Source organism: Bacillus sp. JNUCC-22 (assembly GCF_018861275.1).
GTDB classification, from domain to species: domain Bacteria; phylum Bacillota; class Bacilli; order Bacillales; family Bacillaceae; genus Bacillus; species Bacillus velezensis.
This window is the reverse complement of the sequence record NZ_CP076408.1, coordinates 682487-696918: the sequence shown is the minus strand read 5'-3', so window position 1 is coordinate 696918 and position 14432 is coordinate 682487. Positions and strand designations below refer to the sequence as shown.

The window sequence follows — 14432 nt, the reverse complement described above, 5'->3', positions numbered from 1 at the left end:
TACCCCGGGTAGCCATAGCCGCCGCCGAAACCGTATCCCGGATATCCTCCGTAGCCGCCGTAGCCACCGTAGCCTCCGTAGCCGCCATAGCCGCCGCCGTAAATCGGTCTTCTTTCATTCATGATTTATCGCTCCTTCACATAGGTTACAGTCCAGTTTATGACATGCGGAAGGAAACGTATGGGCATCCGCCCAGTTTTGGCGAAATAATCAATAATTGCTTACGGAGAAATACGATACAGGCCGACCGCATAAGCAAAATAAAAAGGCCGGAACTTATGCCGCCCCGGCCTTTTTGTCTTTATTCGCCTAAATCTACATTGTGATAAACCTGCTGTACGTCTTCGAGGTCTTCCAGCACATCGATCAGCTTTTCAAATTGAGCTTTCGCATCTTCCGGGAGCTCGACTTCATTTTGCGCAAGCATCGTCAGCTCCGCAACCGTGAACTCTTCAACGCCGGCATTTTTGAATGCCTCCTGTACGGCATGGAATTGATCAGGCTCGGCATACACGATAACACTGTCATCCTCTTCTAAAATATCGCGCACGTCCACATCAGCTTCCATCAGCAATTCCAGCGCTTCATCCGCCGTCTTGCCTTCAACGCCGATAACGGCGGTCGCATCAAACATGTAAGCGACAGACCCGCTCACACCCATATTTCCGCCGTTTTTCCCGAATGCGGCGCGCACTTCAGGCGCCGTGCGGTTTACATTATTCGTTAACGCATCAACGATGATCATTGAACCGTTCGGCCCGAAACCTTCGTAACGCAGCTCGTCAAAGTTCTCCTCCGCGCCGCCTTTCGCCTTTTCAATCGCTCGCTCAATAATATTTTTCGGCACACTGTACGTCTTCGCGCGCTCAAGCACCACTTTTAACGCCTGGTTCGATTCCGGATCTGGCTCGCCTTGTTTTGCCGCCACATAAATCTCACGGCCGAACTTCGCGTAAATCCGGCTCGTATTTGCGTCCTTTGATGCTTTCTTTTCTTTAATGTTGTTCCACTTACGGCCCATTTTGTTCCACTCTCTTTCACGAATTGAATCTGTATGATAAATACTCTGCTTCTATTATACCTCAGCGGTTGGGTTGTTTCGAGTGTAAGACATTAGAAAAAACAGGCACGCTTAAAATCACCGGAGCGCAGTAAGCCGAATTTGAGGGTTATTGTACAAAACATAAAAAGCCTCCCTTCATACAGGAAGGAAGTCGCAAGCCAAAAGATTCATTTTATTCTTATTACCTATTTCCTACACTGTATATCCTGACTCACGTGGTAAAATTTTGATATCGAACAAAAGAAAGGATATGGTCATGAAAGTTTTCGAAGCAACCACCCTCCTCGCCGCCGCCAAACAGCGCGCGGGTGAATACAAAAAACTGCGCGGCCAGATGGTCAATCTGAAAAAAGCGTTTCAAGGCATGGCTGATCTCGGTGACAATGATTTCTCAGGCCGAGGCGCAAATAATATCAAAGCTTTTTTCAAGGACCAAGCAGGCGTCACAGACAGCTGGCTTGATCTGATCGACATGAAAATCGCATTTCTCACAAGCCTTCCCGGCAAGGTCGAAGACGCCGGACTTTCCAATTCGCATGTGGAAGAATCATTTCTGGAGCATGAGCTCACCCACGCCCTCAGTAAATCAAAGGCCATTATGGAAGGACAAAAAAAGGACATGCGCTCCATCCTCGGAGAGATCGATGACATTATCTCGCTCGAATTGTTTTCAACCGAAAGCACAGAACAGAAGCTTTCTTCAGCTGACAAAAAAAGAAGCGAAACGATACATAAACTCGGCAAGCTTGATCACGATCTAACGAAGGAATACGCAGAAACCGAAGCGAACGAACAGTTCATCCAAGCTGACTTCCAACAGCTCCAAAACGCCACAGGTAAAGGAAAAAACGCCACGCCGCTTCACTACAACGCAAAAGCGTACCGTGAAAGTGATATTCATAAGAAAAAAGGCGATATCGCAAGACATTCGGATGCTTATTTGAAGATGAAGAAAGAGGAAGCGAAAGAACGAGAGATTGAAAAACTGAAAGAAAGACTGAAAAACTACGATTATGCGAATGCCGATGAATTCTACTCAATGGCCAAAACAATCGGCTATAAAAACCTGACAAAAGAACAGCAGCGCTACTTCACTCAAATTGAAAACACGCGTGAACTTACAGACGGTTTCAAAGGCGTTGCCGTCGGCCTTTATGATTCCGGAAAAGACGCGGTCACAGGCCTATGGGATATGGTCACAGATCCGGGCGGAACGGTTGAAGCCATTACAGGAGCGGTGGCTCACCCGATCAAAACGTATGAAGCGATTTCAGCGGCAATCGAAGAATCGTACCAAAAAGACATGGTGAATGGCGACACCTACTCAAGAGCAAGATGGGTGTCATATGCGGTCGGCACTGTTGTGGCGTCAGTTATCGGCACAAAAGGCGTCGGCGCTGTCTCAAAAACTGGCACAGCCGCCAAAGTGACAACCAAAGTCAAAACAGCAGCAAGCAAATCCGCCACAGCTCAAAAAGCGATAACGGTCTCAAAACAAACCGTTGACCACATCAAACAAAAAGTAAACACAGGCATGGAAGTATCAAAAAAACGTGTCAAAACCAAGTTAAATCAAATCGGAGATCTCACCCTGGCTGATATTCTCCCGTATCATCCGCGTCACGACTTAGTGCCGGCGGGCGTTCCTTACAACGCAGTCAACGGGGTCACACTTAAAGAAGGACTTCAGAAATTCGCCAAGGTCATCCTGCCGAAACCGTACGGAACCTCCGCAAGCGGCAGACGGACACCGGCACCGCATGTACCGCCGGTAACGGTCAAATACGGCGAGCATTTTGCGAAATGGACCAGAAAGAAAGTATTGAAGCCGAATGTCATCTACAAAACAAAAGAAGGCTACACGTACACCACTGACAACTATGGTAGAATTACAAGTGTCAAAGCAGACTTGCAGCTGGGAGAAGCAAAACGCAACCAATATGCGCAGTCTAAAGCAGGTAAACCAGACCGTCTGACAGATGACGACGGAGGCCACCTAATCGCTACTCAATTCAAGGGCTCAGGCCAATTCGACAATATCGTGCCGATGAACTCTCAGATTAATAGGAGCGGCGGCAGATGGTATGAAATGGAGCAAGAATGGGCAAAGGCTCTTAAAGAAGAACCACCTAAAAGAGTTAATGTTAACATAGAATCTCTATATAAAGGTGACTCTTTAAGACCTACAAAATTCATAATCGAATATACGATTGGCAATAAAACAAAATTCGTGACAATAAAAAACCAAGCTGGAGGTTAAACCTATTGGAAACTGAGAAAATGGGACAGTTATATCAACAAATAGCAGAACAGCTTAATGAAATGATTCCATCTGAATGGACAAAAATCATTCTTTATGCGGAAATATTAGATGATTCATCAGAAGTTTTCTTTTTCTTCAATACACCACAAAGTGAAGAGAATATCTATTCTCATGATATACCGAAACAATTCGATGTTAGTAAAAAAATATACGTGAGTTTATTAATTGAACTTCAAGAGTTATTCGAGGAGTTAAGAGAAGAATTTAAAGTAAACAACCAAGATATTTGGACCAATTTAACGCTCAAACTAGAGAATACTGGAAAATTCTCAATAGACTACGATTATACCGATGTCATCGCCTCAAACTTAAACGGTACTCAACGGCAAGTAGTATGGGAATATAAAAATTTAGGGATTTTGCCTGAAGATGAGGATGATAAACAGTTCGTAATAAACTACTTCGGTCTATAAATCAATAATAGCTCAGCACTTCTTTGCTGGGCTATTTTTTATACTGGGATTTCTCGACGATTGAAGGTGAAAAGGTTGAAAACTAAAAAAATGCAAGATCTGTACCAGATTATTTGTGATAAATTAAATGACATCATACCTTGTGAATGGACAAAAATATATCTTTATGCAGAAGTATTAGCTAACTCTACCATGGTTCTCTTTCACTTCAAGACACCAGAAAAATGTCAACTGATTTATTCGCAAGATATACCAGTCCGATACAGTGTAAGTAAAGATATCTTCAAAACTTTATTAAGAGAAATCCGTGAACTTTTTGAGGAATTACGAGCTGAGCACAAAAATAATAATGATCAGGTTTGGACGAACCTTACATTGACATTGGAGAGCAACGATCAATTCCAACTTGATTATAATGATGATGATATTTTGGCATCTGAGCTTTGATGGGTATCAAAGAATTGCATTATGGGAGTACAAAACTCTTGGAATTTTGCCTGAAGACGAGGTTTTTAATTAGCCACCTAAATCTATAAATTTGATATAGTTCTTAAAAAAACTGGAGGTTAGCATGGAAACAGAAAAAATGAGTGAATTATATCAACAGATAGCAGAAGGCATTAACGAAATCATTCCTTCTGAATGGGAAAAAGTCATTCTTTATGCAGAAATACTCGACGATTCTTCTGAAGTTTTCTTTTATTTCAATACTCCATATAATGAAGATTTGATATATTCTCATAATATCCCTGAACACTATCATGTCAGTGAGGAGATTTATGAGGAGCTACTATTTGACTTGCATGACTTATTCGAGGAATTACGAGATGAATTTAAAGAAAACAATCAAGATATATGGACTAATCTAACACTTAGTCTGGGGATAAGCGGAGAATTTTCGATAGATTATAATTATGAAGACGTTATTCAATCTCCATATACCATCACTCAAAGACAAACAATCTGGACTTATAAAAATGTAGGAATTTATCCTAAGAGTAAACCTTTAAAATCCTTTTTAAAACAATATCTAAGTTCTCAAAATTGATATCCCACTCCTTTTTCTGGAGGTGAATTTTTGAAACAATGATCCTTAAAAGAAGAGTTTTAATCATAAATAAACAGTTGTAATAATTTAACTACATTATTTAGGAAGCGCTTGCGTGAGAGTGTTATATAACCTCAATTTGAGAACTATGGTACCGCAAACCAATGCTGCTATTCTTTTATATAATTTTGAATATATTGAGGGGACAAAGAAAAATAAACGCAAAAAACAATACAATTTATTGGTTCAGTAACCTTTTGTTTGAGTAAAATTTAAAATAGAAAACGATTTCTAAATAAATTGAGTAAAATAGGAAATTTATCAATAAAGATACTATTTTATATTCCTCCAGCCCTAATAAATAACTCTGAGCCCTCTTAATTGTGGGCTTTAAATTTATCTCATCTCACTTTATAAAGGGGCACCATCTTGGCAGTAAGAAAAAATTAATTTAACAATTGGATCAATAAAATGTAATCAAAAGAACCCTACTCCAGTAATGAAAAACATAATGAACAGTTTTCAAAGTTAGTTCTTACATAGCATTGCCGAGTGTCAATTATGCCCTTAAAACCATTGAGAGCAATAAAAGATCTGTTATAATCAATAATTAGAGGATTAATTACTTTCAGAAAAAAATACAAATGATATCACTCGCTTATCATTAGACAGCCGTACATCTCTTTAAGATCTGAAAAGGTGATTTCTATACCTATACGTTTCAATTGATCCTTACGCTGATCAAACAATTTTTTTAAAAGTGTTTCTTTATCTTCATCTCTCCCTAAATGTATAAGACGATGACAAAGTGGACATAAACTTACCATGTTCTCTAGTTGATCTAAGTCATATTGGAATTCACCTTGCTTAGATATGGGCACAAGATGATGACATTCAACAAAAGGCTTATTGGTAGATTTAGAGATAAATGTTTTATGGGAGTCTTCAATTTCGCAAGTGTAATTTGAAAGCATCATAGCCATTGAGGCTAGGCTTGCATTCCTTGTCCACTGCTTTTGTCCACCTTTATTATAAATTGGTTCTGGACGTACTTTTTTTTGATTTACTTCATATGTCTTTTTTACACTCTCAGATATAATAAAATGCTGAACTGCTAGCTGATATTCTTCTTCATTAGTCGTATCATCTGTAAACAACCCGTCTTCCTGTAATAAAATGAAATCATTGAACTGTTCTATTGATCTCTTTCCAATCAGTCCTTCTATTTCTTTATATGTAATCAACAAATTTTGTAAATCGGTTATGAATTCTTCCTTACTAGGTATATTGCTCACATCATAATATCGTCCACATATATGTCCTAGTTCATATCCTCTAGCAAGATCACCATTACCCTTTAAATCAATATTTAAAAGATTCATGTTTCTAGATATAGTATTTAATTTTCCTCTAATTATAGAAGCTGTTTTTTTTATTTTTTCCTTCCCTAGCTTTGTTCCATATTTATCTTTAAAATATGTCCAACCTTGATTCAAACTAACATAAAAGCCACTGCCATCAGCATTAAACAAGTATACAATATAGTACCCTCTTGTGGCTGAAATCGTTAATTTCTTAATAAAGACAGAAATCCATGGGATCTCAGCCCATCTACCTTGTCCTACCGAACCTACTATATGATAAATTTTTTGATCCAATTCAGCGTCTTTAAAAAAAGACTCCTTTATCTTATGACGAACAAGGGTCCCTAAAGGATGGTCTTTAAACCTCTCTCTTTTAGCTTTATGATATTCTGTTATTACCTTAACCATTTTTTCTTGTATGGTTGATTTCGTATCATCTAAAACTTTAGCCATTATTTCAAACACCTCTATATATAAATGAGATACCTAAAAGCTTTAATAAACGCATTAAGATTGTCATGTATCGCCCTCAACATCTATATTTTTCCATTCCGAGGTCGAAGCTAAATATATCGTTACACTCAAGGCACAATAAAAGTTTCATTTATATACCATTTGTTTCAGCTTGTCTTCGCAAATTATTTTAATTTGATTCATACCAATGATACTCGTCTAAATATTTATTCTTAGTTGGAAAACCGGAACAAATTAAATCTGACAATTTCTTGGATTGTTCAGATTCACCTAATGTGTATTTGCACATATGTATTAATTTTTCTTTTTCAATTGGTAATTCATTTACCTTTAATTCCTCAAATAAATTAAACAATTCACCAATTACCCCAAGTATTATAGCTGTTTCACTAGTATAAATTAGATTTGATTGATTTTTAATATATTCTCTTTGGAAGTAACCCTTAAAATTATCCAATTCCAAATTAAAGTCCAACTGTCTATAACCTTCAAAAGAATAATTCTCAAGGTTTCTTTCTTCGGTAAGATGCTGAGGGTAGCTATAGGTCAACTCTGTAACACCGATTTTTTTTGTATCTATATCCGAATACTTGTTCCAAACATGACCATGTGAACCACCGCTACCTAAATCTTTAGTAATTATCAGCTTACCTTCATTTAAAGATGGATTGATATTGATTTCTATACCGTACCTTGCATAACTAGCCACAAAACTGCCATTCTTCCTTATATTACTTTGATAACCATTTTTATTTACTAGCTTATAGATATCTTCAACGAAATTTTTACTACTCCCGGTAACTATATATCTAGATTTTCCTGTTAAAGCTATAATACTGTTAGCTAAATAGAATTTTGCATAATACGCAGTAATTTCAATCCAATGCTGTAATCCGCCGTCATAAAGCTTTAATGCACATAAATAATTATAAAAAGCCTTGTAAAAGTTAAATAACGATTCATGTAACAATAACGCCTTAAAAAATTCTAAATCTTCCTGTACTAATTTAACTTCAACCTGATTATTATTAATAGAGTTTTTAAATATGTCTTTGTTTTCAGGATATATTTTTTTAATAAAAAGGGGAACATTCCACTCGCTAGGTCTAGGAGGTATTCCTCTTATAGATAAACTTTTAGTCTTATAATCCGTTTCTTTATAAAATTCAATCAAACTTTTTCTATCCATACTTTCCCCCTTAAACACCTTATACTTTGGTTTATTTCTGTACATACTTAAAATAAGTTGTTAGTGCAACTTGTAAGTCTGACAGGGATGAGATGCACAAACATCTCTTCATTTGATTTTGTAAATATAGTGGGTACGTCTATGGTTACGCCCTATACTTCTTAAAATTCTCTGCCTGTTCAAATATCTCTTTAAAAATCTCATCTTTAGGAACAGGAGGGTAATCGTTTTCAGCAAGCGTTAAAATAAGATCGACTTTTAGCTCTGCCTTAATATCATCTCTACTTGACCAGTCTGTATATCTTGCTTTATCCGCGATGATAGACTTTATTTCTTGTGATAGCTTAATAAGTTTGCCGTGCGGGTATTCAAATTCATGTTTCTCCGATATTGCTTTGAGAATATCGTAGAAAGCCTTCTCCTCATAATCAATTCCTAAATCCTTGAAAGAATCCCGCTCGTTCATTAGTTCTCCAAACAAATCCGCAAATTGTTCTGCAACTTCATCCAAAACATCACTTTGCAAAGCTTGGAAGTCTTTTCTTTCATTATATTGTTCAACCAATTTTTTGAATCTTTTTGAAAAGTCGACACCCTGAATTTTATTGGTTTTTTTAAATTCCTCAATTGCTTTTGACAGTAGTTTTTGTAGAAGCTTAATTTTAGTGTTTGGTAGTTTGATTTTATTAATCTTAGCTAAGTATTCGTCACTAAATAAATCCGCATTATTTTTCGGATCATTTTTATCAAGCTTAAATACTTCTTCCACTCCTTCACTTATTAAAGCTTCTTCCATCATCTGCCTTACTTTTTCATTCATTTGAGCAGTATCCGGAGCATCACCTTTTGTTAGTTTATGGATGATGGACCTTATAGCTAGGTAATAGTGAATATAATCTCTTTCCATTTGGCTTATATCTTCACTAGACACACATAAATTGTAGGCAGAGCGAAGTTTCTTCGTTATGGCCATAAAACGTTTTTCTAATTGCTCCGTTTGTTGTACAAATTCTGCTGCTTGATTTAAGCATTGTAATTGTTGCAATGGAGTTCCGTGAAAATATGCAGTATTATCAAATTTATAAAAGATTTTTGCTAATAAATCTAGCTGATCCTTTACAATGACAACTGCCTTATCGATACCATTAAAATTTTCCCCCTCTACAACACCATATTTTTTCATCGCTACATTTAAATTGCTCTTTATTCCAAAATAATCGACAACTAATCCAGTTTCTTTACCTTCATAAACTCTGTTTACTCGTGAAATAGTCTGAATCAGGGTGTGCTGCTGAATTGGTTTATCAATATATATGGTATCTAGTGATGGTACATCAAATCCTGTTAGCCACATATCAACAACGATGGCTATTTTGAAGTTTGATTTTTCATTTTTGAATTGCCTATCTAACTCTTTACGATATTCTTTCGTACCTAACAGGTCATAAAGTTCTTTACTATCATCTTTAGTACGAGTCATGACCATTTTAATTTTTTCCATTGATTTAATTTCTTTTTTTTCTTTATCAGTAAGCTCAACACCTTCGTCACAGACTCTAACTTCTGCCCACTCTGGACGCAGTGCAATAATTTCTTTATACAAGTCATAAGCAATATGTCGGTTGGCAGCTACAAACATTGCCTTACCTTTTATTGTTGCACCTTCTTCAATTCTCTTTTCATAATGCTCTACAAAATCTTCAGCCACTAATTTTAACCGTTTAGGATCACCAAGAATAACTTCCATTTGGGTTACTGCTCTTTTACTTTCATCAATCTGATACTCATTAGCTCCAGCAGTTTCGCACACTTTATAGTATTCTTCGATTTCATGCAATTTTGTTTCATTGAGATTTACTTTAGCAGCTCTTCCCTCATAAACAATCCGTACAGTTATTTCATCGTATACAGCTTCAATCATTGTGTATGCATCTTCTACTTCCCCAAATACATCTATAGTTGCATCCACCGGTGTACCAGTAAAACCAATATAAGTTGCATTAGGCAGAGATTTGTGCAAATGCTTGGCAAAACCATATTTTTTCTCGACACCATCTTTAGTGATTTTTATTTTTTGGTCAAGATTTGTTTGCGAACGATGTGCTTCGTCCGAAATACAAATTACATTGTTTCTATCTGTCAGCAGATCAACATTTTCATTAAACTTTTGAATAGTAGTTAAAAATACGCCACCACTTTTTCTATTTTGTAGGTATGACTTTAAATCTTCCCGACTTTCCACACTTATTACTTGGTCATCGCCTATAAAATACTTAGCATTTGTGAATTGTCCTGCAAGTTGATCATCTAAATCTGTTCTATCTGATATCAAGACAACAGTAGGGCTTTGTAGGTCTTTATCTCTCATTAAAAGTCTTGTAAGATATAGCATGGTATAACTCTTGCCTGAACCTGTTGCTCCAAAATACGTACCACCCTTACCTGAACCTTGCGGCCGCATATTTCTTTTAATGCTTTTTAATAATTTTGTTGCGGCATAATATTGTGGATAACGAGGAACAATTTTTTCTTTTTTGCTGCTTGTATCAGGGAAATAAATGAAGTGACGTACCACTTCTAGGAAACGTTTTTGGTTAAATAGACCCTTCACCATTGAATAAAGTGAATCAATGCCATCCTTTTCAAACGATTCCTTACCTTCTATTTTTCGCCATGTATAAAAGAAATCATAGGGAGCAAATAACGAACCAGCCTTATTATTTACTCCATCACTAATAACACAAAATGTATTATACTTAAAAAGCTCAGGGATATCCCTCTGGTAACGAACAGTCAGTTGTGTATAGGCATTTTTTATAGTCGTATTTTCTTTGATAGCACTTTTGAACTCTATCACTACTAAAGGTAAGCCATTTACATAAACAATTGCATCTGGAATACACTTTTTAAACCCTTGTATCTCTAGTTGATTTACTATTCTAAATAGATTATTGTCGATATTATTAGGAGCAAAATCTATTAATTGAATAAATAAATCCTTTTTACTTCGGTCTTCTCGTTTTAGAATAAAACCATCTGAAATCATTTTGATAATAGCTTTGTTACTTTCGTATAAATTCGATGCAGGTAATACTTCCATCTGTCGCATGATATTGTCAATCTCATTCGGCGTAATGTTATCATCTGAGTAGCGATTAAGTAAAAATGCTTTTAAATCATCGCGTAGAAGTACATCACTTATTTCCTTCTGAATGCCCGTTCCGCTTTGGTGTGAATAGCTTTCACTTTCAAAAAGTTCTATTACGGCTTGCTCTAAGGACTTTTCAGAGAATTTCAATGTTCTTCCCCCTCGTCGTGGCAAGTTTAGATAAAAGCAGCTTTACAGTTGAGCTTAATAACTTATTTAGTTCAACTTTAAGATAAATTGCGTTATATAAACCCCTTACTATATCTTGAAAACTATTTTCGATATCTTTAGGTGGATGCACTACATTTTGCTCCGCAAAATCTTTTACTATCAATGCATTAAAAACCGCTCCACTTGCTTGTTTTTTTAAACTTCTAATTGTAGCAATAGTTAATTGGTGGATATAATACTGATTATCCCCCATCAGTGCATAACAACTTTGATTCATTGTCATTTCAGTCCCAGCTAAAGCTATAGCTCCAACTGTCCCTCTAGCTGTAACAAAAACGGTGTTTTTGGGATATAATTTTGTACTGCTATTTCGTAATCCCAGTTTAGATACAGATTTTTCTGTCTCAAGGCAATAATAACTTTCGGAAACATCTCCCGGAGTAAAAAATGGAATACCACCATTCCAATAAGTATCAATAGTTGTATCTGGTGTACCCCCACCACCCACTTTTACAACATCCGTGAATGATTTTACTTCCCAACCCTTCGGTATCTCAGTGTTTAATATTGGATTAAATTTCATTTTTCCACCACTAGATTTATAAAGATTACCCAATTGATTTGGAAATTCAAAGTCAATAAACCATTGCTTATAGATAGTCTGTACGGTTTCTTCTAATTTTTGAATGAAAAGATTATTCACCTTTATTCTATCTAATAATATTTTGTGCTTATTTATAATTTCCTTTTGCTCATCAATGGAAGGAACCGGGAGTTGCATATTACAAAAATCTTCCCACTCAATACTACCTCTAACACCACCTATAGCATAAAAACAAGCTTCTCTGTCAAACTCACTTCTACTAAACCACATCATTAAATACTCCGGTAAAATCATCTCAGTATCTACAACTTCAAAAACAGGATAGGCAGCAGATATGATAGCTTCATCATAATCCTGTAGTAATGCAACTGGCATTTTTTTATCTCGCCTTACTTGCATGGTGCTACAAGCAAACTGTTTTTTTCTTATAATCTTATAGTTTTTAAAATCTGTTCCAATTGTATTTGCAACTGATGGAATGAATTCTTTTGTAATACTTAGTCCTAAAAGGGTTGTTACATTAAGATTAACATTCCTTTCATCAACTAACCGAATGCAATCACCAATCCTCTTATAATTCGATTTCATAACCTAACTCCTTAAAAACTTTTAATAAATCCTTTTTAGAGTCTTCTTCAGCTTTAAGCAGGTCAACAAATTCACTTTGTATTAGTTTCATCTTCTCATCAAAGTCAATATCCTCGTCACGATTAGCAAACTCAATGTATTTACTTGGCACTAATGAGAAATCTTTATTTACAACCTCTTCAAATGTTGCGCTGTAACTGAATTCCGGGATATTTTGATATTTAGTTTCATAATCAGTTTGTTGCCAGTTATGATATATGTTTGTAACCTTTGTAATATCATCTTCCGAAAACTGAGTATATTTTTTTTCAAATGGGACACCCATTTCTCGCAAATCCATAAATAATACTTCTTTTTCTCTGTTACGATACTTTTTTAAACTTCCATTTTGGTCAATAGTACGAGCCTTTTTGTTTTTATTCAGGATCCAAAGCGTAACACTTATGTTAGTGGTATAAAACATATTTTGCGGTAATACAATGATAGATTCGACTAGATCATTTTCAATCAATTTCTTACGTATTTTATATTCATCGCCACCACCGCTTAATGCACCATTCGCCAATAGAAACCCGGCTACACCATTCTCAGATAGTTTAGAAACAATATTGAGAATCCAAGCATAGTTAGCATTACCTCTAGGTGGTACTTCGTAACCTGCCCAACGCGGATCATCTGTTAACTCATTCTCAGCTCTCCATTGTTTCTGATTAAACGGAGGATTTGCCATAATAAAATCAGCCTTCAAATCTTTATGTTGGTCATTAAAGAAAGTATCAGCAGCAGTCTCTCCAAGATTAGCCGAAATTCCTCTTATAGCTAGGTTCATCTTTGCCAGCTTGTAGGTTGTAGTTGTATACTCCTGTCCGTAAATCGATATATCTTTCTTATTTCCCTGATGTGATTCAATAAATTTTACTGATTGAACAAACATACCCCCTGATCCACAAGCGGGGTCATAAATTTTACCTTTATATGGTTCGAGCATTTCTGCAATAAGATTTACTATGCTTTTTGGAGTATAAAATTCTCCTTTTCCTTTTCCTTCTGCCAATGCAAACTTACTTAGGAAATACTCATAAATCCTTCCTACAATGTCTTGCTGCTTATCTTTGATAGTGTTTATGTTGTTTATTGTATCTATTAAGGATGCTAGTTTACTTACATCAAGGTTTAAACGGGAATAATAATTATCAGGTAACGCGCCTTTTAATGCCGGATTATTTTTCTCTACAGTAAAAAGAGCGGTATCGATTTTTAATGCAATATCTTCTTGCTTGGCGTTCTCTACTAAGTAACTCCATCTCGAAATTTCAGATAGATAAAATACATTTTTCATGGTGTAAAACTCAACCATATCAACATATTTTTCTTTACCCTCATCTAATAACTCCGCTTTTCGTTCTTCAAATTTATCACTAGCAAATTTCAAAAAGATTAATCCTAAAACAACGTGTTTATATTCTGAAGCCTCAACGGATCCGCGTAATTTATTGGCGGAATCCCATAATGTTTCCTCCATACTCTTTTCTTTTGTATCTTTCTTTTTAGCCATTAAAATAGCCCCCAATTCTCTTTATCATATCTCATTAATTATAAGGATGAAATGATTATTTAAATTTCATGGAATTTCACCCCTTATATTTCTATATCTATTATACCGTTTTAAAATCACTTATAAAGGACCTATAACCTATAATCTTGAAGTAGTCAGCTCACAAACCTAACACATGAGCTGACGCTGATAAAAATTAATCTAGACCCTCAATTACATTTCCGATTCCCATTTTGTTTAAGCACTCAACTTGCCTTGCTTTAATATTTCTTTTGCTTGTTAGATTAAACCGTTATATTTCTGTTCAGCATTTCTAACACCCTGAACAATCTCCATTTGCTCTTGAAGATTAACATCAGGAAACTCGATATCCTCAATATCACTTGTAGTCAAAACTTTTACTGTACCGCCTTTGATATAAAAGAAGACGGTACACCGGTGATTAATTACCGATTTGCCGCCCCAACATTTGAATAAAAGCAGGTTTTTCCC

General features: G+C 35.9%; 9 protein-coding genes and 2 pseudogenes. 4 read left to right on the top strand and 7 right to left on the bottom strand.

The features are described 5' to 3' along the window. Window positions 1-11: 11 nt before the first annotated feature. Together JNUCC22_RS19470 and JNUCC22_RS03570 are read right to left on the bottom strand one after the other, a co-directional pair. Window positions 12-122 (bottom strand): annotated as a pseudogene (locus JNUCC22_RS19470) (hypothetical protein); the annotation flags it as partial. Window positions 123-301: 179 nt separating this feature from the next. After that, window positions 302-1021, bottom strand: coding sequence for a YebC/PmpR family DNA-binding transcriptional regulator (locus tag JNUCC22_RS03570; protein ID WP_003155709.1), 720 nt, complete (start codon window positions 1019-1021; stop codon window positions 302-304). 298 nt (window positions 1022-1319) lie between these two features. On the opposite strand from JNUCC22_RS03570, the gene JNUCC22_RS03565 reads away from it, so the two are divergent. From JNUCC22_RS03565 to JNUCC22_RS03550, 4 genes and pseudogenes are all read left to right on the top strand, one after another. Then, window positions 1320-3323 carry a T7SS effector LXG polymorphic toxin gene (locus tag JNUCC22_RS03565; RefSeq protein ID WP_216062136.1) on the top strand — a complete coding sequence of 668 codons (2004 nt, stop codon included), beginning with the start codon at window positions 1320-1322 and terminating at the stop codon, window positions 3321-3323. Window positions 3324-3328: 5 nt separating this feature from the next. Then, window positions 3329-3799, top strand: coding sequence for an antitoxin YezG family protein (locus tag JNUCC22_RS03560; RefSeq protein WP_216062135.1), 471 nt, complete (start codon window positions 3329-3331; stop codon window positions 3797-3799). A gap of 90 nt (window positions 3800-3889) precedes the next feature. After that, window positions 3890-4335: pseudogene (locus JNUCC22_RS03555) on the top strand (TIGR01741 family protein). A gap of 35 nt (window positions 4336-4370) precedes the next feature. Further along, window positions 4371-4847, top strand: coding sequence for an antitoxin YezG family protein (locus tag JNUCC22_RS03550; protein ID WP_216062134.1), 477 nt, complete (start codon window positions 4371-4373; stop codon window positions 4845-4847). A 650-nt stretch (window positions 4848-5497) separates the two neighbouring features. Here JNUCC22_RS03550 and JNUCC22_RS03545 read toward each other — a convergent pair. The 5 genes from JNUCC22_RS03545 to JNUCC22_RS03525 form a co-directional block, all read right to left on the bottom strand. Continuing rightward, window positions 5498-6664, bottom strand: a complete 1167-nt coding sequence (locus JNUCC22_RS03545; protein ID WP_216062133.1) for an MrcB family domain-containing protein — start codon at window positions 6662-6664, stop codon at window positions 5498-5500. A gap of 190 nt (window positions 6665-6854) precedes the next feature. Next, window positions 6855-7874: a hypothetical protein gene (locus tag JNUCC22_RS03540; protein ID WP_216062132.1), complete on the bottom strand. Its 1020-nt coding sequence runs from the start codon at window positions 7872-7874 to the stop codon at window positions 6855-6857. 145 nt (window positions 7875-8019) lie between these two features. After that, entirely contained in the window at window positions 8020-11172 is a 3153-nt protein-coding gene (locus tag JNUCC22_RS03535; protein WP_216062131.1) for a type I restriction endonuclease subunit R, read from the bottom strand. Then, complete coding sequence (locus JNUCC22_RS03530) at window positions 11159-12385, bottom strand: restriction endonuclease subunit S (RefSeq protein ID WP_216062130.1); 1227 nt, start codon at window positions 12383-12385, stop codon at window positions 11159-11161. Before JNUCC22_RS03530 ends, JNUCC22_RS03535 begins: the two co-directional genes overlap by 14 nt. After that, the gene (locus JNUCC22_RS03525; RefSeq protein WP_182069644.1) at window positions 12369-13940 is read right to left on the bottom strand and encodes a type I restriction-modification system subunit M; all 1572 of its coding nucleotides are present in this window, start codon (window positions 13938-13940) and stop codon (window positions 12369-12371) included. The genes JNUCC22_RS03530 and JNUCC22_RS03525 overlap by 17 nt, the downstream gene beginning before the upstream one ends. Window positions 13941-14432: the final 492 nt, after the last annotated feature.

Bases quoted from the DNA above. Each gene is read 5' to 3' on its own strand.
- JNUCC22_RS03545 (WP_216062133.1), bottom strand. From the start codon at position 6,664: ATGGCTAAAGTTTTAGATGATACGAAATCAACCATACAAGAAAAAATG.
- JNUCC22_RS03550 (WP_216062134.1), top strand. From the start codon at position 4,371: ATGGAAACAGAAAAAATGAGTGAATTATATCAACAGATAGCAGAAGGC.
- JNUCC22_RS03565 (WP_216062136.1), top strand. From the start codon at position 1,320: ATGAAAGTTTTCGAAGCAACCACCCTCCTCGCCGCCGCCAAACAGCGC.
- JNUCC22_RS03530 (WP_216062130.1), bottom strand. From the start codon at position 12,385: ATGAAATCGAATTATAAGAGGATTGGTGATTGCATTCGGTTAGTTGAT.
- JNUCC22_RS03525 (WP_182069644.1), bottom strand. From the start codon at position 13,940: ATGGCTAAAAAGAAAGATACAAAAGAAAAGAGTATGGAGGAAACATTA.
- JNUCC22_RS03570 (WP_003155709.1), bottom strand. From the start codon at position 1,021: ATGGGCCGTAAGTGGAACAACATTAAAGAAAAGAAAGCATCAAAGGAC.
- JNUCC22_RS03540 (WP_216062132.1), bottom strand. From the start codon at position 7,874: ATGGATAGAAAAAGTTTGATTGAATTTTATAAAGAAACGGATTATAAG.